The organism is Ramlibacter sp., assembly GCF_036676645.1.
In the GTDB taxonomy this organism is placed as follows: Bacteria; Pseudomonadota; Gammaproteobacteria; order Burkholderiales; family Burkholderiaceae_C; genus Ramlibacter.
On record NZ_JAKFCM010000022.1, the window covers coordinates 1 to 22,747 of the forward strand.

Sequence of the window (22,747 nt, forward strand, 5' to 3'; positions counted from 1 at the left end):
GCCTTCACACGGCAGGGGTCACATGTTCGATCCATGTATCACCCACCAGGAATCCCGAAGCCGGCCTCGTGCCGGCTTCTTCGTTTCCGGCGCTGACAGAGGGGCGGAGGAATGGATCGAGTCGATGCCATCGTGATCGGTGCCGGGGTAGTCGGCCTCGCGGTGGCACGCGCGCTCGCGCAGGGCGGCCGCGAGACGATCGTGCTGGAGGCCCAAGCGGGTATCGGCCAGGGCGTCAGCTCGCGCAACAGCGAGGTGATCCATGCCGGCCTGTACTACGCGCCGGGCTCGCTCAAGGCCCGCTTGTGCGTGCGCGGCAAGGAGCTGCTGTACGCACTGTGCGCCAGCCACGGCATCGGGCATCGCCGCTGCGGCAAGCTCACGGTGGCCAATAGCGAGGCAGAGGTCCCGTCCTTGCGCGGCCTGCAGGCCCGCGCAGTTGCAAACGGCGTCGAGGTCGAGTGGCTCGAGAGCGACCAGGCGCTGGCCATGGAGCCGGGCCTGCGCTGCATCGCGGCGCTGCACTCGCCCAGCACTGGCATCGTCGACAGCCATGGCTTCATGCTGGCGTTGCAGGGCGACCTGGAGCGGGCCGGCGGGATCGTGGCGTTCGGCGCGCCGGTGGATTCGGCCCGCCTCGGGGTACAGGGCGGGCTGCACGTGGTGAAGCTCAGCGACGGCACCGAGCTGGCCGCGCCGGTGCTGGTCAACGCGGCCTCGCTGCATGCCTGCGCGCTGGCACGGCGCTTCGAAGGTCTCGATCCGCGCTTCGTGCCGCGCGAGTGGTTCGCCAAGGGCAACTACTACGCGCTCAGCGGCCGCGCGCCGTTCACTCGCCTGATCTACCCCGCGCCGGCCGATGCCCACCTGGGCACGCACCTGACGCTGGACCTGGGCGGCCAGGCCAAGTTCGGGCCCGACATCGAGTGGCTGGACATCCGCACGCCCGAGGAGATCGACTGGCGAGTCGATCCTGCGCGCGCGGATGGTTTCTATTCCGAGGTGCGGCGCTACTGGCCGGGGCTGCCCGATGGCAGCCTGCAACCCAGCTACAGCGGCGTGCGGCCCAAGATCCATGGGCCGCACGAGAAGGCGCCGGATTTCCGGATCGATGGGCCGGCGCTGCATGGGGTGGCGGGGCTGGTCAACCTGTTCGGGATCGAATCGCCGGGGCTGACGAGCGCGATGGCGATCGGGGAGGAGGTCGCGGCGATGTTGCAGGCGACGGGTGATGGATTGCGCGGCTCAAGCCCGCAATGACATGAATCCGGGCGGCGCCATGAGCCCCGGGGTAACGTCCGGCGCCATGAGTCCGGGCGGCACCGCACCGGAGGAGGCCGTCACGCCGGCGCGTGGCGCATCTGCTTGACTGCCTGCGCCGCCTCGCGCACCAGCGCCGGCCCTTTGTAGATGAGCCCGGTGTAGATCTGCACCACGTCGGCGCCGGCGCGCACCTTGCTCACGGCGTCCTCGCCGCTCAGGATCCCGCCCACGCCGATGATCGGGAACCCCGCTCCCAGCGCTGCGCGCAGTTGGGCGATCACCCGGTTGCTGGCCGCCAGCACCGGCGCGCCGCTCAGGCCTCCCGCTTCTTTGGCATGCGGCAAGCCCTTCACCGCCTCGCGCGAGACGGTGGTGTTGGTGGCGATGACGCCGTCCATGCCGTGCCGGCGCAGGGTGGCGGCGATCACGCCCACCTGCGCTTCGTCCAGGTCCGGCGCGATCTTCACGAACAGCGGCACGCGGCGGCCGTGCTCGCGCGCCAGTTCTTGGCGTCGGGCGGCCAGGGCGCCCAGCAGCGCGTCCAGCGCCTCGTCGGACTGCAGCGTGCGCAGGTTCTTCGTGTTCGGGCTGGAGATGTTGACCGCCACGTAGTCGGCATGCGGATAGACGCCCGCCAGCCCGAGCAGGTAATCCTGCGTGGCCGATTCGATCGGCGTGGCGGCGTTCTTGCCGATGTTCAGCCCGAGGACGCGGCCCTGGCGGCGGAACGAGGACCGCTGCACGTTGGCCACGAAGGCATCCAGGCCGTCGTTGTTGAAGCCCAGCCGGTTGATCAGCGCATTCGCTTGCGGCAGCCGGAACATGCGCGGCCTGGGGTTGCCCGGCTGCGGCCTGGGCGTGACGGTGCCGACCTCGACGAAGCCGAAGCCCATCGCGCCCAGTCCGTCGATGGCGCGTGCGTTCTTGTCCAGCCCGGCGGCCAGGCCGACGCGGTTGGGAAACTTCAGCCCGGCGAGCTCGACCGGGTCGTCCACCAGCCCCGCGCACCAGGCCCAGGACAGCGGCGTGCCCTGCAGCCGGGCCAGCGATTCCATGGTGAGGTCGTGTGCGGCTTCGGGGTCCAGCCCGAACAGGAAGGGGCGCGCGAGCGAGTAGGGCAGCAGCGGCATGGATAATTTGTGGCTTTGCAACAGCCGGGGATTGTCGCGTGACCCAGGATGAACTGAAGGCCCTGGTCGGCCAGGCCGCATTGCAGTACGTGGTGCCGGGCGAGATCGTCGGCGTGGGCACCGGCTCCACCGTCAACAAGTTCATCGAGGCGCTGGCCGGCATGAAGGACCGCATCCGCGGCGCCGTCTCCAGCTCGCTCGCCTCCACCGATCGCCTGCGGGCCATCGGCGTGCCGGTGTTCGATGCCAACGAAGTGGAGGAGCTCTCGGTCTACATCGACGGCGCCGACGAGATCGACGGCGGGGGCTTCATGATCAAGGGCGGGGGTGCCGCGCTGACGCGCGAGAAGATCGTGGCGGCGCAGTCGCGGCGCTTCGTCTGCATCGCCGACGAATCCAAGCTGGTGCCGGTGCTGGGCGCCTTCCCGGTGCCGGTGGAGGTGATCCCGATGGCCGCCGCGCGCATCACGCGCCAGTTCGCGGCCATGGGCGGGCAGTCCCGCCTGCGGCTGAAGGACGGCGCGCCGCTGGTCACCGACAACGGCCAGCACATCCTGGACGTGGGCGGCCTGCGCATCCAGGATCCGCTCGCGTTCGAGAGCGAAGTGAACCAGTGGCCGGGGGTGGTGACGGTGGGCGTGTTTGCCCGCCAGAAGGCGGCCGTGTGCCTGCTGGGCACCGCAGGCGGCGTGCGGACGCTGCAGTTCTAGAAGATGATGCCGGCCGGGTTGTTGCCGGGCGGCAGTGCGGGCGCCGGCGCGGGGGCCGCCGCGGCCGGCCTGGCGGCAGCGGTGGGGGTGGCGGCGCGCAGGGGCTGCGCCACCACCAGCGGGCTCGGCTCCGGCTGGCGGTATCCACTGGGCAGGCGCGAGGTGCGCGGGTAGCCGGCCGCATCGAGGAACTGCGACCATTCGGCTTCCGAGAAGCCCTTGAGCTGCTGCGAGCCCACCGTCACCAGCGGCAGGGCGGCCGAGCCACCGCTCAGGCGTTCCATCGCCGCGACGTCCTCGTCCGAAGTGACCGTCTTCTCGGTGAATGGAATGCCACGTTGCGACAGGAACACCCGGCCCGAGCTGCAGGGGGCGCAGTCGGGGCCGGTGTACAGCGTCACCGGGTAGCGGCCGGCGACCTGGCGCAACTCGAAGGGCAGGGCGGCGTTCCCGGTTGCCGCCAGGCCGGGCGCGGCCACCACCGGCGCCGGCGCGGCCTTCACGCCGGGGTCCACCGGCGGCTTGTCGGAAAAGGTCACCCGCCCGTCGGGCCCCACGATCCGGTACACCTGCTGCGCGCCGGCGGTGCAGGCGCCCAAGGCCAGCGCGAGCGCGGCCAGTCGGATGGCGAAGGGGGCGGCGGCGATCGTCATGCCGCGAATTGTCCTTCCGTGACCGAGGTCACGCCATGCCTTGGTGGCGTAACAGGGCATCCAGTGTGGGCTCGCGGCCACGGAAGGCCTTGAAGGAGTCCATGGCCGGGCGGCTGCCGCCCGTCTCCAGGATGGCCTGCCGGTAGCGGCGCCCGGTCTCCACGCTGGGCATGCCGTCCGGCGCGGCGGTCTCCTCGAAGGCTGCATAGGCGTCGGCCGACAGCACCTCGGCCCACTTGTAGCTGTAATAGCCGGCCGCGTAGCCGCCCGCGAAGATGTGGCTGAAGGTGTGCGGCGTGCGGCTGAATTCCGGCGAAGGCAGCACCGCCACTTCGGCACGCACCTGCCGCAGCAGCGCCATGAAGTCGCCGGCCGGGTCGTGCCCGGTGTGCAGCAGCATGTCGTACAGCGCGAACTCGATCTGGCGCAGCGTGGCCAACCCGCTCTGGAAATTCTTCGCGGCCAGCATCTTGTCGAACAGCTCGCGCGGCAGCGGCTCGCCGGTGTCCACGTGCGCCGTCATGTGGCGCAGCACCGCCCACTCCCAGCAGAAGTTCTCCATGAACTGGCTGGGCAGCTCCACGGCGTCCCATTCCACACCGCTGATGCCGGACACGTCGCGCTCCTTCACGCGCGTGAGCATGTGGTGCAGGCCGTGGCCGGATTCGTGGAACAGCGTGATCACGTCGTCGTGCGTCAGCAGCGGCGGCTTGCCGTCCACGCCGTCGGCGAAGTTGCAGACCAGGTGCGCCACGGGCGTCTGCAGGCGGCCATCGTCGGGCCGCGCCCAGCGTGCCCGCACGTCGTCCATCCAGGCGCCCCCGCGCTTGCCGTTGCGCGCGGCCGGATCCAGGTAGAACTGGCCCACCAGCTCGCCGGCGCGCTCGATCCGGTAGAACTCCACGCGCGGGTTCCAGGTCGGCGCCTCGTCGCGCCGGATCGCCACCTCGAACAGCGTCTCGATGATCCTGAACAGGCCCGCCAGCACCTTGGGCGCGGTGAAGTACTGCTTGACCTCCTGTTCGCTGAATGCATAGCGCGCCTCCTTGAGCTTCTCGCCGATGTAGCTCCAGTCCCAGGGTTGCGGGTCGGCAATGCCGAGCTGGTCGGCGGCGAAGGCGCGCAGGTCGGCCACGTCCTTCTCGGCATGCGGCCGGGCCCTGGTCGCGAGCTCGCGCAGGAATTTGATGACCTGTTCCGGCGACTCGGCCATCTTGGGCACGACCGAGACCTCGCCGAAGTTGCGGTAGCCCAGCAAGCGCGCTTCTTCCAGGCGCAGCGCCAGGATCTCGCGGATGTTGGCCGTGTTGTCGAACTTGCGGAATTCCTCCGGGGCCTGGTCGCTGGCCCGCGTGACGTAGGCGCGGTACAGGCGCTGGCGCAGCTCGCGGCTGTGCGCGAACTGCATCACCGGCAGGTAGCTGGGCATCTTGAGCGTGAGCTTCCAGCCTTCCTTGCCTTCCATCTCGGCCGCGGCGCGGGCGGCGTGGACCACGTCATCCGGGACGCCGTCCAGCTCATCGCGGCTCGCGTAGTAGGCGAAGGAATCGGTGGCGTCCAGTGCGTTCTCGCTGAACTTCTGGCCCAGCTCGGCCTGGCGCTCCTGGATTTGCGCGAAGCGCTCCTTGGCCTCGCCCTGCAGTTCGGCGCCGCCCAGCACGAAGTTGCGGACGGCGTTCTTGTGGGCCTGGCGCTGCTCGGGATCCAGTTTCGCGGGGTCCATGGCCTTGTACTTGGCGTACAGGCGCTCGTCGGAACCGAGGCGGGTCCAGAAATCGGTGATCTTCGGCAGGGCGGCGTTGTAGGCGGCGCGCAGTTCGGGCGTGTCGGCCACGCTGTTGAGGTGGCTCACCGCACCCCAGGCACGGCCCAGCCGTTCGGTGGTGCAGTCCAGGCGCCGTGCCATGGCCTGCCAGTCGGCGGGGAAGTCGGGCGCCACGACCGCTTCGAGGGCCGCTTCGCTCTCCGCGAGCAGGCTGTCGATGGCGGGAGCCACGTGCTCCGGACGGATCCGGTCGAAAAGGGGAAGGTCCTGGAAGTCGAGCAGGGGATTGGGCATGCCGGTCATTTTGCGGCAGCCCCGCCGACTTCAACGGCCTGCGGGATCGGCTTTGCCGATGGCGGCGATCAGCCTGCCGCGCGCTCGGCCGCTTCCAGCGTATTGACCAGCAGCATGGCGCGGGTCATGGGGCCGACCCCGCCGGGCACCGGGGTGATCCAGCCGGCGACTTCCTTCACGCCGGCGAAGTCGACGTCGCCGCACAGCTTGCCTTCGTCGTTGCGGTTCATGCCGACGTCGATGACCACGGCGCCGGGCTTGACCATGTCGGCTGTCAGCACGTTGCGCCTGCCCACGGCGGCGACCACCACGTCGGCCTGCAGCGTCAGGGCCTTCAGGTCGCGGGTGCGGCTGTGGCAGACGGTGACGGTGGCGTCCTTCTGCAGCAGCATCAACGCCATCGGCTTGCCGACGATGTTGCTGCGGCCGATCACCACCGCATGCTTGCCGCGCAGCTCGTAGCCGATGCTCTCCAGCATCTTCATGCAGCCATAGGGCGTGCACGGCCAGAAACCGGGTTGTCCGGTGAGCAGCGCACCGGCGCTGGCCACGTGGAAGCCGTCCACGTCCTTGGCCGGCGCGATGGCCTCGATCACCTTGCTGGCGTCCATGTGCCTGGGCAGCGGCAGCTGCACCAGGATGCCGTGCACGGCGGGGTCGTCGTTCAGCGTGCGGATGCGCTCGAGCAGCTTGTCCTCCGGCAGGTCGGCCGGGTAGGTCTCCAGCGTGGCCTTCAGGCCGGTCTGCGTGCTGTCGTTGGCCTTGTGGCGCGTGTAGACCTGGCTGGCGGGGTCTTCGCCGACCAGGATGATGGCCAGCGCCGGCTCGATGCCGCGCGCCTTCAGGGCCTGGGTGCGGCCGGCGACTTCGGCACGGATCCTCTGGGCGAGCGCGTTGCCGTCGATCAGCTGGGCGGTCATGCCTTGGCCGGGTGTTGCTGGCCGAGGGCGATCTTCAGCAGGTCGGCCACCGTGTTGGCGTTCAGCTTTTCCATGATGTTGGCGCGGTGCGCCTCCACGGTCTTGATGCTGATGCCCAGGTCGTCGGCGATCTGCTTGTTCAGGCGGCCGGCGACGATGCGCTCCAGCACCTGCGCTTCGCGGCTGGTCAGCTTCGACAGCAGCGCGTCGCGGCTGGCGGCGCTCTGGTATTCGGCGAAGGCGCCCCTGGCGTGCTCCAGCATCCGCTCGACCAGGCTGACCAGCTCCTCTTCCTTGAAGGGCTTCTGGATGAAATCCATGGCGCCCTTCTTCATCGTGTTGACGGCCATCGGCACGTCGCCGTGGCCGGTGATGAAGACCACCGGCAGCGGCGACTTGCGCTCGATCAGGCGGTCCTGCAGTTCCAGCCCGGTCATGCCCGCCATGCGGATGTCGACGATCAGGCAGGCGACTTCGCGCGGGTCGTAGCGGGAGAGGAAGGACTCTGCGGATTCGAAGCAGCGGACCCGGTAGTCCTTGCCTTCGAGCAGCCACTGGAGGGAGTCGCGCACGGCCTCGTCGTCATCGACGACATAGACGGTGCCCTTCTTGGGGATCAGGCTCATGCAACGGCTCCGGCGTCCTTGTTTGCTGCGGAAGTGATAGCGCCCGAGACCGGTATCCAGAAGGAGAAACGGCAGCCGGCGACTTCGCTCCCATTGTAGATGTTCTCCGCCTGCATCCGGCCCTGGTGCGACTCCACGATCGAGCGGCAAAGGTTCAGGCCGATGCCCATGCCTTCGGCCTTGGTGGAGAAGAAGGCCTCGTACAGGCGCTCCAGGACTTCGGGCGACAGGCCCTGGCCGGTGTCCTGCACCGAGAAGTCCACCACCGGCTGGTTGTCGACGTGCCGCGGCACCACGCGCAGTTCGACGCTGCGCTGCGCAGTGGGCCGGCGCGCATGCTCGATCGATTCGGCCGCATTCTTCAGCAGGTTGACCAGCACCTGCTCGATCAGGATCGGGTCGACCATCAGCATGGGCAGGCGCGCCGCGACGTAGTGCGACAGCCGCACGTTGCGCCGGCGCAGTTCGATCTCGGCCAGCTCCACCGCCTCGCTCACCATGGTGGGCACGTCCGAGAGCGTGCGATTGGGCTCGCTGCGCCGCACGAAGCTGCGGATGCGCTGGATGATCTGGCCGGCGCGGTGGGCCTGCCGCGCCGTCTTGTCCAGCGCCTCCAGCAGGTGGTCTTCCTTCATCTGCCCGGCCCGGATGCGCGACACCATGCCGTTGCAGTAGTTGTTGATCGCCGTGAGCGGCTGGTTCAACTCGTGCGCCACGCTGGACGCCATCTCGCCCATGGTGACCAGGCGGCTGGCGGACTGGGCGCGCTCGGCCTGGGCGGCGGCCTGCTCCTCGGCGTGGCGGCGCGGGGTGATGTCGGTGGCGATCACCATCTGCGCCAGGCGCCCGTCCACCCAGTTCAGGTAGCGCGAGCGCACCTCCAGCCACTTGCCCAGCTCGGGCACGAAGATCTCCGCGTTCTCGGATTGCGCGGAGGTCAGGTGGCCGGTGGGCAGGCCGGCGAAGGCGTCGACCTCGTCCAGCTGTTCCTCGGTGCGCGGCTGGTCGGGCACCCCGGCCTGGGCCACCATCTGCAGGTGGCCGCCGGTGTTCAGGCCGAACCACAGGCGGTACAGCTTGTTGGCGAACAGCAGCTCCTCGCTGCCCAGCGGCGCCACCGACACCGAGGCATCGAGCGCCTCCAGCACCGTGGTGAAGCGCTCGTACGAGGCCGACAGCTGCTCGCGGATGCGGTTCGGCTCGGTGATGTCGGTCATCGACGTCATCCAGCCGGTCTGGTGGCCCTTGGGGTCGATCAGCGGCGACACGTACAGCCGGGCGTCGAAGATGCTGCCGTCCTTGCGCTTGACGCGGGTCTGGAAGCCGCCGGGGGTGCTGCGTCCGTTGATCTCGTCGTCCAGGCGCGCGGCCAGTTGCTCGCGGTCGGCGTCCGGCCAGTACGGGAAGGGCGCGGTGCGGCCCACCAGCTCCGCCTCGGTCCAGCCGGTCATCTGGCAGAACGCCGGATTGACGTAGCTGATGCGCCCCTGCATGTCGAGCGCCCGCATGCCGGTGAGCATGGAGTTCTCCATCGCGCGGCGGAAGTTGGTTTCGGCGATCAGCGCCTGCTGCGCCTGCATGCGCCGGCGCGTGTGGCGCCAGTTGCCGATCAGCATCCAGGCCGTCATGGCGCTGAGCGTGCCCACCAGCCAGAACAGGCCGCTGCCGACCACGCCCAGCGAGGTGCGGTAGGCCTGCCCCCGCAGCACCAGCCCGTTGCCGACCGGGGACACCGGTACTTCGAATTCGTTGGCCTGCGGTGCCGCCCAGGACAGCAGGCGGCTGGCCGTGCCGCGCGGGGGCAGCGCCTGGCCGGCCAGCAGGCGGCCCCTGGCGTCCAGCAGCGAGACCGCGTAGCGCGCCGAGACCTCCGACGGGACGCCGTAGCGCAGCAGGCTGTCGATCGAGTACTCGGCCAGGATCACGCCGCCGAAGCGGGCCTGGTCGGCCAGCGGCACGTGCAACTGCAGCATCTGCGGCGGGTCGGTGCCGGCGCTCGGCTGCGAATACACCGGCTGCTGGACGTCGCGCACCAGCGAATAGGTGGCTTCGGTCTCGCTTCCCGACCCCAGCAGGTCGCCGGCGTTGCGCAACTGCTGGGCCGGCACGCTGGGCCCGGCGTACGAAGCGCGGATGCGGCGGCGCCCGTCGACCCAGGACATGGCCTGCAGTTCCGGGTACTGGATCACCAGGGTCTCCGCCCGGCTGACGAATTCCTCCGCGTCGACCTCCTTGTTGGAAACGTCGCGCGCGATCCGCATCAACTGCTCCTGGCGCTCCAGCAGCCGCAGGCGCAGGCGCTGCTGCGCGTACTCGACGTCGCGCCGGACCGCTTCCTGCTCGCGATCCATTTCCTCCAGCCGCAGGTACCAGAACGCCGAAAGGATGGCGGCGAGGAACAGCAGCACCGCGGCCAGCGGCGCCAGCATCGCGAAGCGGTCCTGCCGGCCCGGGGTCTGGCGGCGCCACCAGCGCCGCAGCCAGGGCACCGGCGCGGCGGCCTCGTGCAGGTCGTGGGCGCTGCTGTCTTGCATGGAGGCTGAGAGTGTAGGTGAGCCCTTCGAGTGCCCGGCAACCGCATTGTGAAATGGTGCAGCGCAATTTGAAACGGAATTCGATCTATGCCACACTGGCGCGGACCCCGCAGCGGCCCGCGCCTGCCGGCGCAGGCCAGCCGTTGCACCCGTACTAAATTAGCCCGAATCCACAGGAGACCAGCATGTCAGCCCAGCCCGAGCACGCTTTCGGCGCGGCCGCCAACGACACGGACGCCCAGGAAACCCGCGAGTGGCTCGACGCGCTTTCCGCCGTCATCGCCACCGGAGGCCGCGAGCGTGGCCACTTCCTGCTGGAACACCTGCTCGAGCAGGCCCGGCAGGAGGGCATCGACATGCCGTTCTCCGCCACCACCGGCTACGTGAACACGATCGAGCCGCAGGACGAGGAGCGCTGCCCGGGCGACCTCGAGATGGAGGAGCGGCTGCGTGCCTACATGCGCTGGAACGCGATGGCGATGGTGGTCAAGGCCAACCGCCTGCATCCCGAGGACGGTGGCGACCTGGGCGGCCACATCAGCTCGTTCGCGTCGGTGGCCACCATGTTCGGCTGCGGCTTCAACCACTTCTGGCACGCCGAGAGCGAGAACCACGGCGGCGACTGCCTCTACATCCAGGGACACAGCTCCCCCGGCGTCTATGCGCGCGCCTTCCTGGAAGGGCGCCTGACCGAGGACCAGCTGCTGCATTTCCGCCAGGAAGTCGGCGGCAAGGGCCTGTCCAGCTACCCGCATCCCAAGCTGATGCCCCACTTCTGGCAGTTCCCGACGGTGTCCATGGGACTGGGCCCGTTGATGGCGATCTACCAGGCGCGCTTCCTGAAGTACCTGCACGCGCGCGGCATCGCCGACACCGCCAACCGCAAGGTCTGGGCCTTCCTGGGCGACGGCGAGATGGACGAGGTGGAGTCCATGGGCGCGATCGGCGTGGCCACGCGCGAGAAGCTGGACAACCTGATCTTCGTCGTCAACTGCAACCTGCAGCGGCTGGACGGCCCGGTACGCGGCAACGGCAAGGTGATCCAGGAGCTCGAAGGCGAGTTCCGCGGTGCCGGCTGGAACGTGATCAAGCTGGTCTGGGGCAGCTACTGGGACCCGCTGCTGGCGCGCGACAAGGATGGCATCCTGCGGCAGGTCATGATGGAGACGCTGGACGGCGACTACCAGCACATGAAGGCCAACGACGGCGCCTACGTGCGCAAGCACTTCTTCGGCCGCCATCCCAAGCTGCTGGAGATGGTCGCGAAGATGAGCGACGAGGACATCTGGCGCCTCAACCGCGGCGGCCACGACCCGCAGAAGGTCTACGCGGCCTATCACCGCGCGGTCAACCACAAGGGCCAGCCCACGGTGCTGCTGGTCAAGACGGTCAAGGGCTTCGGCATGGGCCGCGCCGGCGAGGGCAAGAACATCGCCCACCAGGCCAAGAAGATGAGCGACGAGGACATCCGGGCCTTCCGCGACCGCTTCAACATCCCCATCCCCGACGACAGGCTGCCGGAGATCCCCTTCTACAAGCCGGAGGAGGACACGCCGGAGATGAAGTACCTGCACGCGCGGCGCCAGGCGCTGGGCGGCTACCTGCCCAAGCGCCGCGCCAGGGCCGACGAGCAGTTGCCGGTGCCGCCGCTGGAGGCGTTCAAGGCGGTGCTGGAGCCCACCGCCGAGGGCCGCGAGATCAGCACGACGCAGGCGTTCGTGCGCTTCCTGACGACGCTGCTGCGCGACAAGCAGCTCGGCCCGCGCGCCGTGCCCATCCTGGTGGACGAGGCCCGCACCTTCGGGATGGAAGGCCTGTTCCGCCAGATCGGGATCTACAACCCGGAAGGCCAGAAATACACCCCGCAGGACCGCGACCAGGTGTCCTACTACAAGGAGGACCAGGCCGGGCAGATCCTGCAGGAGGGCATCAACGAGGCGGGCGGGATGGCCAGCTGGATGGCGGCGTCGACCTCGTACTCGACCAACAACCGCATCATGGTGCCGTTCTACATCTACTACTCGATGTTCGGGCTGCAGCGGGTGGGCGACCTGGCCTGGGCCGCGGGCGACATGCAGGCGCGCGGCTTCCTGCTGGGCGGCACCTCCGGGCGCACCACGCTGAACGGCGAGGGCCTGCAGCACGAGGACGGCCACAGCCACATCCTGGCGCAGACCATCCCCAACTGCGTGAGCTACGACCCCAGCTTCGCGCACGAGGTCGGGGTGATCCTGCACCACGGCCTCAAGGGCATGGTGGAGCGGCAGGACAACGTCTTCTACTACATCACCCTGCTCAACGAGAACTACGCCATGCCGGGCCTGCAGCCCGGCACCGAGGAGCAGATCATCAAGGGCATGTACCTGGCGCTGCCCGCCGCCGGCAAGGACCGGGCGCCGCTGGTGAACCTGCTGGGGTCCGGCTCGATCCTGCGCGAGTCGATCGCGGCCCGGGATCTGCTGGACAAGGACTGGGGCGTGCGCGCCAACGTGTGGAGCTGCCCCAGCTTCAACCAGCTGGCGCGCGAAGGCCAGGACTGCGAGCGCTGGAACCTGCTGCATCCGACCGACAAGCCGCGCGTGCCCTTCGTCGCGCAGCAGCTGCAGCCGCATGCCGGCCCGGTGGTGGCCTCGACCGATTACATCAAGGCCTACGTGGAGCAGATCCGGCCGTTCCTGCCCAAGGGCCAGGGCTACAAGGTCCTGGGCACCGACGGCTTCGGCCGCAGCGACTTCCGCAGCCGCCTGCGCGAGCACTTCGAGATCAATCGCCACTACATCGCGGTGGCTGCGCTGAAGGGGCTGAGCGAGGAGGGCAAGGTACCGGCCGCCAGGGTGGCCGAAGCCATCGCGAAGTACGGCCTGGACGCCGACAAGATCAACCCGTTGCACGCCTGAGCGCCGGCCGGCGGCTCACAAGAACAAACAGGAGAACAGGCCCATGGCATCGGTCGAAGTGAAGGTCCCCGACGTCGGGGACTTCAAGGACCTCGCGGTCATCGAAGTGCTGGTCCAGCCGGGAGACACGATCAAGCCGGAGCAGTCGCTGGTCACCGTCGAGTCGGACAAGGCCTCGATGGAGATTCCGTCCAGCCACGGCGGCGTGGTCAAGGAGCTGAAGGTCAAGCTGGGAGACAAGGTCTCGGAAGGGTCGGTGCTGCTGGTGCTGGAAACCGGCAACGCCGCCGATGCTCCTGCCGCTCGATCGGCCGTGCCATCTCCCGCTCCGGCGGGGACCGGCGCGGGAGCGCCCCCTGCCGCCGCTGGCGCTGGCGCAGCGCCGGCCCCGGGCGCCGCAGCGACCGCGCCCCAGCCCTCTCCCGGCCAGGGAGCGAGCAGGACGATCGAGGTCCGCGTGCCCGACATCGGCGAATTCAAGGACGTCGCCGTCATCGAGCTGCTGGTCAAGCCGGGCGACCCGGTCAAGCTCGAGCAGTCGCTGATCACGGTGGAAAGCGACAAGGCCTCGATGGAGATCCCTTCCTCCGCGGCCGGCGTGGTCAAGGAATTGAAGGTCGCGCTCGGCGACAAGGTGAACATCGGCGATCCGGTCGCCGTGCTGGAAGGCGCGGCCGAGGCGAGCCCCTCGCCCCGGCCCCCGGCTCCCGGGCCGGAGGGCGCGGCCGCAACGGCCGCCATTGCACCGGCTCCCGTGCCGGCGCCGGCGGAGGGAGGGCGGAGTGGCGGCCAGGGTCAGGGGCGCGTCCTGCCCACCGCCGCCCTGCCGCCGCACGAGCCCGCCGCCCCCACGGGCAAGCTGCCCCATGCCTCGCCTTCGGTGCGCAAGTTCGCGCGCGAGCTGGGCATTCCGCTGGGCGAGGTGCAGGGCTCGGGACCCAAGGGGCGCATCCTGCAGGAAGACCTGCAGAATTTCACCAAGGCGGTGATGCGCGGCGACGCCAGCACCCAGGCAGCCGCCGGCAAGGGCGCCGCGGCGCCCGGCGGTGCCGCGCTCGGCCTGCTGCCCTGGCCGAAGGTGGACTTCGAGAAGTTCGGACCGGTCGAGCGCAAGGACCTGTCGCGCATCAAGAAGATCGCCGGCCCCAACCTGCACCGCAACTGGGTGATGATCCCGCACGTCACCAACCATGACGACGCCGACATCACCGAGCTGGAAGCCTTCCGCGTGCAGCTCAACAAGGAGAACGAGAAGAGCGGCGTGAAGGTGACCATGCTGGCCTTCCTCATCAAGGCCAGCGTGGCGGCCCTCAAGCAGTTCCCGGAATTCAACAGCTCGCTGGACGGCGAGCAGATCGTGCTGAAGGGCTACTGGCACATCGGCTTCGCGGCCGACACGCCCAACGGCCTGGTGGTGCCGGTGATCAGGGACGCCGACCGCAAGGGCATCCTGCAGATCAGCGCCGAACTCTCCGAGCTGGCGAAGAAGGCGCGCGAGGGCAAGCTGACGCCGGCGGAGATGAGCGGCGCGACCTTCACGATTTCCTCGCTTGGCGGCATCGGCGGGCGCTACTTCACGCCCATCATCAATGCGCCGGAAGTCGCTATCCTCGGGGTGTGCCGCAGCCGGACGGAGCCCGTCTGGGACGGCGGTCAGTTCCAGCCCCGGCTGATGCTGCCGCTGTCGCTGTCGTGGGACCACCGCGTCGTCGACGGCGCCGCAGCCGCCCGCTTTAACGCCCACCTGGGCGCCATCCTGGCGGATTTCCGCCGAGTGCTTCTCTGAACGGGAAGAAGAGCAAGAAGAACGTTGCTTATGACGACTGTCGTGGTAGTGAGGAAGGCCGGCCAGATCGCCATCGCCGCCGATACCCTGGTGACCTTCGGCGACACCATGCTGTCCAAGCGTTACGAGGACAACGCCAAGATCTTCCGCGTGGACACCGAGGCCGGCCCCAGCTACGTCGGCATGGCCGGCACCGTGGCGCACTTCCCGGTGCTGCGCAAGGCGATCGGCTCCATGCCGCGCGAGATCCTGCAGCTGGGCAGCAAGGACGAGGTGTTCGACACCTTCACCAAGCTGCACCCGTACCTGAAGGACAACTTCTTCCTGCAGACCAAGGAAGAGGACAGCGATCCCTACGAGTCCAGCCAGTTCAGCGTGGTCATCGCCAACGCCACCGGCATCTACGGCCTGTACAGCTACCGCGAGGTGTTCGAGTTCAAGGAGTTCTGGGGCATCGGTTCGGGGCGCAGCTTCGCGCTCGGCGCCATGCATTCCATCTACCACAAGGCCAAGACCGCGCGCGAAGTGGCCGAGGCGGGCATCACGGCCGGATGCGAATTCGACCGCAACTCGTCGCTGCCCTTCGACCTGTTCACGCTCAAGACCAAGGAATCCAGATGAGCCGGGTGGAGGTGAAGGTCCCCGATATCGGGGACTTCAAGGACGTGGCCGTGATCGAGCTGCTGGTGCAGCCGGGCGACGCGGTCCAGGTGGAGCAGTCGCTCGTCACGGTGGAGAGCGACAAGGCCTCGATGGAGATCCCGTCCAGCCACGCGGGCGTGGTGAAGGAACTGAAGGTCAAACTGGGGGACAAGGTGTCGCAGGGCAGTGTGCTGCTCTCGCTCGAGACCGAGGCTTCCGCCCAGGAGAGCCCGCCGCAGCCAGCAACCCGGGCAGCGGCAGCCCCCGCGGCGAATGCGGGTGCCGCGCCCGCGCCGCAAGCCGGCGCGGCCCCAGCCCCGGCCTCCGCCGGCGCGGGAGGGAGTCAGGCCCGGGCCGCCGCGGCAGCAAGCCCGGCCGGCGGTGACTACGACTGCGACGTGCTGGTGCTCGGTGGCGGCCCCGGCGGCTATTCGGCGGCGTTCCGCGCGGCCGACCTCGGCCTGAAGGTCGTCCTGGTCGAGCGCTACGCCACGCTGGGCGGCGTTTGCCTCAACGTGGGCTGCATCCCGTCCAAGGCCTTGCTGCACGTGACGGCCGTGATGGACGAAGTGAGCCACTTCGAGTCGCTCGGGGTGAGCTTCGGAAAACCCACGGTCGACCTCGACAAGCTGCGTGCGCACAAGTCCAGGGTCGTGGGCAAGCTCACCGGCGGCCTGGCCGCGATGGCCAAGATGCGCAAGGTCACCGTCGTGCGCGGCACCGGGCAGTTCACCGGCACGCACGAACTGGAGGTGGCGGAGACCGCCGGAGCAACGGGCCAGGAGCCCACCGGCCGCAAGCAATCGCTGCGCTTTCGCAATGCCATCATCGCGGCCGGCTCCCAGGCCGTGCACCTGCCGTTCCTGCCGCAGGACCCGCGCATCGTGGACTCCACCGGTGCGCTGGAGCTTTCGAACGTCCCGAAGCGCATGCTGGTCCTCGGCGGCGGGATCATCGGCCTCGAAATGGGCACGGTGTATTCCACGCTGGGCGCGCGCCTCGACGTGGTCGAGATGCTCGACGGCCTGATGCAGGGCGCCGACCGCGACCTGGTGCGCGTGTGGCAGAAGATGAACGCGCCCCGCTTCGACAAGGTCATGCTCAAGACCCGGACCGTCGGCGCCGAGGCGACCCAGGACGGCATCCGGGTGCGTTTCGAGGGCGAGCAGGCGCCGCCGGAGCCCCAGGTCTACGACCTGGTGCTGCAGGCCGTCGGGCGCAGCCCCAACGGTCGCCGAATCGGCGCCGACAGGGCCGGAGTGCAGGTCGACGAGCGCGGCTTCATCCCGGTCGACATCCAGATGCGCACCAATGTGCCGCACATCTTCGCCATCGGCGACATCGTCGGGAACCCCATGCTCGCGCACAAGGCGGTGCACGAAGGCCACGTCGCGGCCGAAGCGGCCGCCGGCGAGAAAAGCGCGTTCGAGGCCCGCGTGATCCCGAGCGTGGCCTACACCGATCCGGAAGTGGCCTGGGTGGGACTGACCGAGGACCAGGCCAGGGCGCAGGGAGTCGCGATCACCAAGGGTCATTTCCCCTGGAGCGCTTCCGGCCGTGCCATCGCCAACGGGCGCGACGAGGGCTTCACCAAGCTGCTGTTCGACGCGAAGACGCACCGCATCCTCGGCGGCGGCATCGTCGGCACGCATGCCGGTGACATGATCGGCGAGGTCGCCCTGGCCGTGGAGATGGGGGCGGACATGGTGGACATCGGCAAGACGATCCACCCGCACCCGACCCTGGGCGAGAGCATCGGCATGGCGGCGGAGATCGCCGAGGGCACCTGCACCGACGTGCCGCCCCAGCGCAGGTAGCCGGCCTGCCGGCTAGGGCTGGTCGGCCGGCACCGCAGGCTGGGCCAGCCGCACCCGGCGCGCACCGTCGAAGCGCCGCTGCCAGTAGCTGCCGTTCATGCTTTCCAGGCGGACCTCGGCGCCCGGCTTGGGCGAGTGGATGAACCGGCCCTCGCCGACGTAGATGCCCACGTGGCTGAAGGCGCGGCGCAGGGTGTTGAAGAACACCAGGTCGCCAGGGCGCAGGTCGTGCTTGTCGATCACCTGGGTGGCGGCGGCCTGCTGCTCGGCCTTGCGGGGCAGCACCAGCCCGACGGTCTGCTCGTACATGGCCTTGACGAAGCCGCTGCAGTCGAAGCCCGTTTCCGCGTCGTTGCCCCCGCGGCGGTAGGGCACTCCGAGGAAACCCATGGACGTCACCACCAGTTCCGAGGTGGTGTCGGTGATGCGCTCGCGCATGGTGTCCAGGCGGGCGATGACCCCCTTGTCCACCATGAAGCGCTGCAGATCGTCTTCGGCCGAGGACGGCGCGGCCTGCGCCGGCCCTGCGGCCAACGCCAGGATAGCGACCATGCTGAGCCACCTCGACATGGCGCGCAGGGTAAGCACCGTGATACAAGAAGTCAAGCGAGGTTTGGAATGTAAGCCCTTGATGCAGTTGCGATTTGGCCCTGGGCCTTTCGGCCCAGAGTCCGCACGTGCAGCATCCCGGCAGGCACCAGGAGGTCATGGATGAGCCGATTCGAGAAGCTTGCAAGGGGCCGGCGCACCGCCCTGGTCGCCGGTGCGATGGCCGTTCTGGCGGCCGCTGCATCGGCCGAGCCCAGGGCCCGGACGGTCGCAACGGGGCTGGACCATCCCTGGGCCGTGGCCTTCCTGGAGGAGGGCCGCTTCCTCGTCACGGAACGCCCCGGCCGGATACGGGTCGTGGAGCCGGACGGGCGGCTCGGGCCGCCCCTGCGGGGCGTGCCGCAGGTGGCTGCCGGCGGGCAGGGTGGCCTGCTGGACCTGGTGCTGGATTCCGGGTTCGCGGCCAATCGCACGCTGTACTTCTGCTTCTCCGAGCCGGGCAGCGGCGGCAATTCGACGGCCCTGGCGAAGGCCCGGCTGGCAGCCGACCGCAGCGGCCTCGAGGGCGTGCAGGTGATCTTCAGCCAGAAGCCGAAGGTGGACAGCCGCATGCACTTCGGCTGCCGGATCGTCGAAGCGCGCGACGGCACCCTGTTCCTGACCACGGGGGATCGCTACTCGCGCATGAAGGACGCGCAAAGGCTGGACAACCACATCGGCAAGGTGATCCGGGTGAACAAGGACGGCACGCCGGCGGCCGGCAACCCCTACCTCGACCGCGACGGCGCGCTGCCGGAGATCTGGAGCCATGGCCACCGCAATTCCCAAGGGGCCACGCTGGCCCCGGACGGGCGATTCTGGATGCACGAGCACGGCGCCCAGGGCGGCGACGAGATCAACCTCCCGCAGGCCGGGCGCAACTACGGCTGGCCGGTCATCACCTGGGGCGTCGACTACGGCGGCGGCCGGATCGGCGAAGGGATCACGTCCCGGCCCGGGATGGAGCAACCGCTGCACTACTGGGTGCCGTCGATCGCACCTTCCGGCATGGCATTCCTCACCAGCGACCGCTATGGCGCGGACTGGAAGGGCAACCTGTTCATCGGCTCGCTGAAGTTCGGCTACCTCGACCGCATCGAGCTGCAGGGCGACAAGGTCATCCGCGAGCACCGCTTGCTGGAGAGCGCCGGCCGCGTGCGCGACGTGCGTCAGGGGCCGGACGGCCTGCTGTACCTGCTGACCGACAGTTCGGACGGCCGCCTGCTGCGGCTGGAGCCCTGAGCCGCGCTCAGGCCTTCACCAGGCCCTTGCGAACCGCATAGCGCGTCAGGCTGGCGATGTCGTTGAGCTTGAGCCGCTCCATGATCCGGGCGCGGTGCACGTCGACGGTCTTGGACGAAAGGCCCAGTTCGAACGCGATCTCCTTGGAGGCCTTGCCCTGCGCGATCAGCTTGAGGATCTCGAGCTGGCGCTCGGTCAGCTCCTCGCTGGCGGTCGGCTCGGAAGGCTGGAGCAGCCGCTGCGCGATCACCGGGCTGAAGTAGGTGCCGGTCGCCATCACGCTGCGGATCGACTGCTCCAGCTCGAAGGGCGGGGCGTCCTTCATCAGGTAGCCGCAGGCGCCGCTGGCGACGGCGCGCTTGACGAAATCGACCGTGTCGTACATCGACAGCACCAGCAGGCGCACGCCGGGGTACCGGCCGTGGATTTCGCCGATGGCGGCAATGCCGTCCATGCCCGGCATGGAGATGTCGGTCATCACCACGTCGGGCCGCAGCGACCCGACCAGCGTGACCAGCTCGCGCCCGTCGCGCGCCTCGGCGATCACCTCCACGCCGTCGATCATGGACAGCAGCGCCTTGATGCCCGAGCGGACCAGGTCGTGGTCGTCGGCCAGCACCACGCGGATGGTGGCGGTTTTCGATGGGGTGTTTCTCATTGGTTCTCGCTACAGCACCGCGCGGATGGCCACCCCCGCACCCGGCCGGGTGCGGATGTGCAGCCGTCCGCCGGCCACCTCCGTGCGTTCGATCATGCCGTACAGCCCGACGTTGCGCTCGCTGGGCTGGCCCTCGAGCACCGACTGCCGGTCGAAGCCGCTGCCGTCGTCCAGCACCAGCAGGCCGATGCGTCCCTCGGGCAGGAAGCGCAGCCGGATCCGGACCCTGCCGGCATTCGCATGGCGCACGGTGTTGACCAGCGCCTCCTGGACCAGCCGCATTGCGACCGAGGCGTTTTCGCCCGGTGACCCGGGTTCCGTGCCCCGCGTGCTGACGTCGAAGGCGAGCCCGGCCGGCGCGGCGATGCGCTGCACGGCGGCCTGCACGGCGGGCACCAAACCCAGCAGGTCCAGCTGGGCGGGTCGCAGCAGGAAGGACAGCGTCTTGACCTGCTCGACGGCCGCCTGCGCCAGCTCCATGGCCGTTCCGGTGTGCTGGCGGGCTGCCTGCGGGTCGGGCGAGCGCTGGGCCGCGTGCAGGTGGATGACCATGCCGGTCAGGGTCTGCCCCAGCTGGTCGTGCAGTTCGCGCGAGATCAGGCTGCGCTCGCGCTCCTGCGCCACCACCAGCCGCGCCGAAAGCTTCTTCAGCCGGCGGTAGGCCGCTTCCAGCTCGCGCGCCATGCGCTCCTGCTCGGTGGCGCGGCGCCGCTCGGCCATCACCCGCTCGATGATCTGCGGCAGCGTGCCCAGCTTGTCCTTGGTGACGTAGTCCTTGGCGCCGCAGCGCAGCACGTGCACCGCGGCTTCCTCGCCGATCGCGCGCGTCACCACCACCAAGGGAGTCGGCAGCTGCCGCGCCATCAGGATCTGCAGGGCCGCGTACGGCGAGAAGCACGGCATGTTGAAGTCGCACAGGATCGCGTCGTAGTCGTCCTGCAAGGCCTGGCCGAAGCTGGTGGCGTCGTCGACGCGGTGCAGTTCGTAGCGCCGCAGGGGGTCGGCTCGCTGCAGCGCGATGCCCATCAGCTCGACGTCGTCGGGGTTGTCTTCCACGCACAGCAGTCGCACGGCAGGCACTGGGACGGAAGGCGGTTGCGCGGCCATGGATGAGCACTCGGAAGCCGGCGAAAGTTTACCCGTGGGGTAGGCGTGGCCCGGCTGGCGCACGGGCCCTTTGGTAAGCAAATTCCCTAATACCGAACCCGCACACGCTTAACGGCACGGTAACTCTTCGGTGGTTTGATCTGGTCACGCGATGTAAGTGCCGCGCGCTCGGACAGGGAGTGCCACAAGAGTGAAAGAAGTAACCACGCCGGCCCAATCGACCTTGCCGCCCGCTCCCCACGGGAGCGGTGCGCTGGGCGGCGGGCGGGCCGGCCTGCCGCCCGGCTGGGTGTCCGGCCGCGCGCGCCGGCTGGAGCCCTGGCTGCTGGCGGCGATCGCGATCGCCCTGACGGCGGTGGCCGTGTTCCTGCAGGCGGACGTCCAGTCGGCCGCAACGGTGGCCCTGCTGCCGCTGCTGGCCGCGGCGTGGGCGCAGGCGCGCCCCGCCTGGCGCCAGCGCGAACTGGCCGTCCGGGCCTTCGCCGTTGCCGCAGCCGCACTCCTGCTGCCCCTGCAGGAAGCCCCCGACGCGGTCACTCCCGAAGCCCTCTGGCAACTCTGGCTGGCACTCGTGGTGGTTGCCTATGCCGTGCTGCTGCGTCCGGCCTGGGCGCTGGGCCTGCTGGCGTTCTCCGTCCTGCAGTGGGCCCCGGCATGGCTGCTCGCGCCGGATCCGGCGGTGCACGGCCCATCGGTTGGCCTGCTGCTGGTGCCGCTGGCCCTGGCCGCCCTGTTGGTCGGCGGCTGGTTGCGGCGCGCCGATGCCGGCCACGAAGCGCATCGGTTCGATCCGGCGACACGCCTGTGCACGCTGGAGGGCCTGCTCGCCCATGGGGAAGAGTTGCTGGCGGCGCGCAGCCGGTCCGGGGCGACCCTGGCCGTCTTCGACTGCAGCGACCTGCTGGAGGTGCGTCACATCTATGGGAGCCGCGTGGCCCGGACCCTGCTGCACCGGCTCTCCGGCAAGCTGGCGGCGATTGCCGGCGACCGCGGGTTGGCCGCGCGCACCGGCCCGGTGGAGTTCGCCGTCCTGCTGCCCGGCGCGGGCCGCGAGCGGGCCCTGGCGACGCTGCAGCACGTGCTGGGCGCGCCCTCGCGCATCGAATACGAGGCGGGCGACAGCGAGATCATGCTGGTGCCCGATTTCCTGCTGGGCCGGCTCGGCGAGGAGGAAGACGACCTCGCGGGGCTGCACCGCCTGCTCAGCCACAAGCTGGCGTGGACGCGCGAGCAGGAAGCGCGCCGGCGCCGCTACCTGCGGCTCGAGCGCGAGCGGCATTCCCAGTCGATGCCGCTGTCGCCCGGGGCGCGCCCGCACGCGCGCTCCGCGAGGGCCTCCGCCGCGAAGGCCGGCCGGCCCGAACTGCCCTCCACGCTGCCGCTGCCGCTGGGCGCGAGGTGACGCCGCGGCGCGGGGGATAATCGGGGCCTTTCCCCGAACCCCGCTCGCATGCTGCTGGACACCGACGAATCCCAACTGGTGCTGGTCGACTACCAGCAGCGCCTCATGCCGGCGATCCACGACGGCGCCGCCGTGCTGGCGAACGCGCGCCGACTGGCCGGCGCAGCCCGGCTGCTGGAGGTCCCCAGCTGGGGCACCGAGCAGAACCCGGCCGGGCTGGGTCCGCTGGATCCGTCCCTGCCTCCCCTGCTGGGCAAGGTCCTCCCCAAGATGTCGTTTGCCGCCGCGCAGGACCTGGCGCCGCACCTGCGGCCGCCGGCGCGTGCGCCGCAAGGCAATGCCCGCAGCCTGCCCCGGCACCTGCAGAAAGCCGCCGCGCCGGAAGCCGGCCGCAACAGCGTCGTGCTGGCCGGCTGCGAAGCGCATGTGTGCCTGCTGCAGACGGCGCTGGAATTGCTGGACGATGAGTTCGACGTCTGGGTGGTGACCGATGCCTGCAGTTCGCGCACCGAGCGCAACCGCGACGCCGCGTTCGACCGGCTGGCCGGCGCCGGCTGCGAGCTGGTCACCACCGAAATGGTCGTCTTCGAATGGCTGCGCAGCTGCGAGCACCCGCGCTTCCGGGAGGCCTTGGCCCTCGTCAAGTAGGGGGCGGGCGCCGCTGCATCCGCGCGGGGCTGCGCCGGCGGCCACAATAGCCGGCACAACAGCAA

The 22,747-nt window shown here is 69.6% G+C and carries 18 protein-coding genes; 9 read left to right on the forward strand and 9 right to left on the reverse strand.

Annotated features, from left to right (window positions below):
• Positions 1-111: 111 nt before the first annotated feature.
• Entirely contained in the window at positions 112-1,260 is a 1,149-nt protein-coding gene (locus V6M57_RS04275; RefSeq protein WP_332813745.1) for an NAD(P)/FAD-dependent oxidoreductase, read from the forward strand.
• 80 nt (positions 1,261-1,340) lie between these two features.
• Here V6M57_RS04275 and V6M57_RS04280 read toward each other — a convergent pair whose 3' ends face one another.
• Positions 1,341-2,393, reverse strand: coding sequence for a quinone-dependent dihydroorotate dehydrogenase (locus V6M57_RS04280; RefSeq protein ID WP_332813746.1), 1,053 nt, complete (start codon positions 2,391-2,393; stop codon positions 1,341-1,343).
• Positions 2,394-2,431: 38 nt separating this feature from the next.
• Here V6M57_RS04280 and rpiA point away from each other — a divergent pair, with 38 nt between their 5' ends.
• Positions 2,432-3,103 (forward strand): ribose-5-phosphate isomerase RpiA, encoded by a 672-nt coding sequence (gene rpiA / locus V6M57_RS04285; RefSeq protein WP_332813747.1) that lies wholly within the window; start codon positions 2,432-2,434, stop codon positions 3,101-3,103.
• Here the strand turns inward: rpiA and V6M57_RS04290 are convergent.
• The 5 genes from V6M57_RS04290 to V6M57_RS04310 all read right to left on the reverse strand — a co-directional run bounded on the left by V6M57_RS04290 (position 3,100) and on the right by V6M57_RS04310 (position 9,895).
• Positions 3,100-3,756, reverse strand: coding sequence for a DUF4124 domain-containing protein (locus V6M57_RS04290; protein WP_332813748.1), 657 nt, complete (start codon positions 3,754-3,756; stop codon positions 3,100-3,102). The two genes, rpiA and V6M57_RS04290, sit on opposite strands and share 4 nt — an antisense overlap.
• Before the next feature lie 28 nt (positions 3,757-3,784).
• Complete coding sequence (locus tag V6M57_RS04295; protein ID WP_332813749.1) at positions 3,785-5,815, reverse strand: M3 family metallopeptidase; 2,031 nt, start codon at positions 5,813-5,815, stop codon at positions 3,785-3,787.
• A gap of 68 nt (positions 5,816-5,883) precedes the next feature.
• On the reverse strand, positions 5,884-6,735 hold the full coding sequence (gene folD, locus V6M57_RS04300; RefSeq protein WP_332813750.1) for a bifunctional methylenetetrahydrofolate dehydrogenase/methenyltetrahydrofolate cyclohydrolase FolD: 852 nt from the start codon (positions 6,733-6,735) through the stop codon (positions 5,884-5,886).
• Entirely contained in the window at positions 6,732-7,361 is a 630-nt protein-coding gene (locus V6M57_RS04305; protein ID WP_332813751.1) for a response regulator transcription factor, read from the reverse strand. The genes folD and V6M57_RS04305 overlap by 4 nt, the downstream gene beginning before the upstream one ends.
• Complete coding sequence (locus tag V6M57_RS04310; RefSeq protein ID WP_332813752.1) at positions 7,358-9,895, reverse strand: PAS domain-containing sensor histidine kinase; 2,538 nt, start codon at positions 9,893-9,895, stop codon at positions 7,358-7,360. The genes V6M57_RS04305 and V6M57_RS04310 overlap by 4 nt, the downstream gene beginning before the upstream one ends.
• 185 nt (positions 9,896-10,080) lie before the next feature.
• On the opposite strand from V6M57_RS04310, the gene aceE reads away from it, so the two are divergent.
• The 4 genes from aceE to lpdA are packed head-to-tail and all read left to right on the forward strand — an operon-like array spanning position 10,081 to position 17,037.
• Complete coding sequence (gene aceE, locus V6M57_RS04315; RefSeq protein WP_332813753.1) at positions 10,081-12,792, forward strand: pyruvate dehydrogenase (acetyl-transferring), homodimeric type; 2,712 nt, start codon at positions 10,081-10,083, stop codon at positions 12,790-12,792.
• Positions 12,793-12,835: 43 nt separating this feature from the next.
• On the forward strand, positions 12,836-14,578 hold the full coding sequence (gene aceF, locus V6M57_RS04320; protein ID WP_332813754.1) for a dihydrolipoyllysine-residue acetyltransferase: 1,743 nt from the start codon (positions 12,836-12,838) through the stop codon (positions 14,576-14,578).
• 30 nt (positions 14,579-14,608) lie between these two features.
• Positions 14,609-15,199 carry an MFS transporter gene (locus tag V6M57_RS04325; RefSeq protein WP_332813755.1) on the forward strand — a complete coding sequence of 197 codons (591 nt, stop codon included), beginning with the start codon at positions 14,609-14,611 and terminating at the stop codon, positions 15,197-15,199.
• Positions 15,196-17,037 (forward strand): dihydrolipoyl dehydrogenase, encoded by a 1,842-nt coding sequence (gene lpdA / locus V6M57_RS04330; protein WP_332813756.1) that lies wholly within the window; start codon positions 15,196-15,198, stop codon positions 17,035-17,037. The genes V6M57_RS04325 and lpdA overlap by 4 nt, the downstream gene beginning before the upstream one ends.
• A gap of 12 nt (positions 17,038-17,049) precedes the next feature.
• Here the strand turns inward: lpdA and V6M57_RS04335 are convergent, their stop codons facing one another.
• Complete coding sequence (locus V6M57_RS04335) at positions 17,050-17,589, reverse strand: C40 family peptidase (RefSeq protein ID WP_332813757.1); 540 nt, start codon at positions 17,587-17,589, stop codon at positions 17,050-17,052.
• A 216-nt stretch (positions 17,590-17,805) separates the two neighbouring features.
• Between V6M57_RS04335 and V6M57_RS04340 the strand changes: the two genes are divergently transcribed.
• Positions 17,806-18,867 (forward strand): PQQ-dependent sugar dehydrogenase, encoded by a 1,062-nt coding sequence (locus V6M57_RS04340; protein ID WP_332813800.1) that lies wholly within the window; start codon positions 17,806-17,808, stop codon positions 18,865-18,867.
• Positions 18,868-18,874: 7 nt separating this feature from the next.
• On the opposite strand, the gene V6M57_RS04345 is transcribed toward V6M57_RS04340, so the two are convergent.
• A complete protein-coding gene (locus V6M57_RS04345) occupies positions 18,875-19,525 on the reverse strand; it encodes a response regulator transcription factor (RefSeq protein ID WP_332813758.1) in 651 nt (216 codons plus the stop codon).
• 9 nt (positions 19,526-19,534) lie between these two features.
• Positions 19,535-20,605, reverse strand: coding sequence for a hybrid sensor histidine kinase/response regulator (locus tag V6M57_RS04350; RefSeq protein ID WP_332813759.1), 1,071 nt, complete (start codon positions 20,603-20,605; stop codon positions 19,535-19,537).
• Between the two features lie 217 nt (positions 20,606-20,822).
• Here V6M57_RS04350 and V6M57_RS04355 point away from each other — a divergent pair, with 217 nt between their 5' ends.
• Both V6M57_RS04355 and V6M57_RS04360 read left to right on the forward strand, forming a co-directional pair.
• A complete protein-coding gene (locus V6M57_RS04355) occupies positions 20,823-22,034 on the forward strand; it encodes a GGDEF domain-containing protein (RefSeq protein WP_332813760.1) in 1,212 nt (403 codons plus the stop codon).
• A 48-nt stretch (positions 22,035-22,082) separates the two neighbouring features.
• The gene (locus V6M57_RS04360; protein WP_332813761.1) at positions 22,083-22,682 is read left to right on the forward strand and encodes an isochorismatase family protein; all 600 of its coding nucleotides are present in this window, start codon (positions 22,083-22,085) and stop codon (positions 22,680-22,682) included.
• Positions 22,683-22,747: the final 65 nt, after the last annotated feature.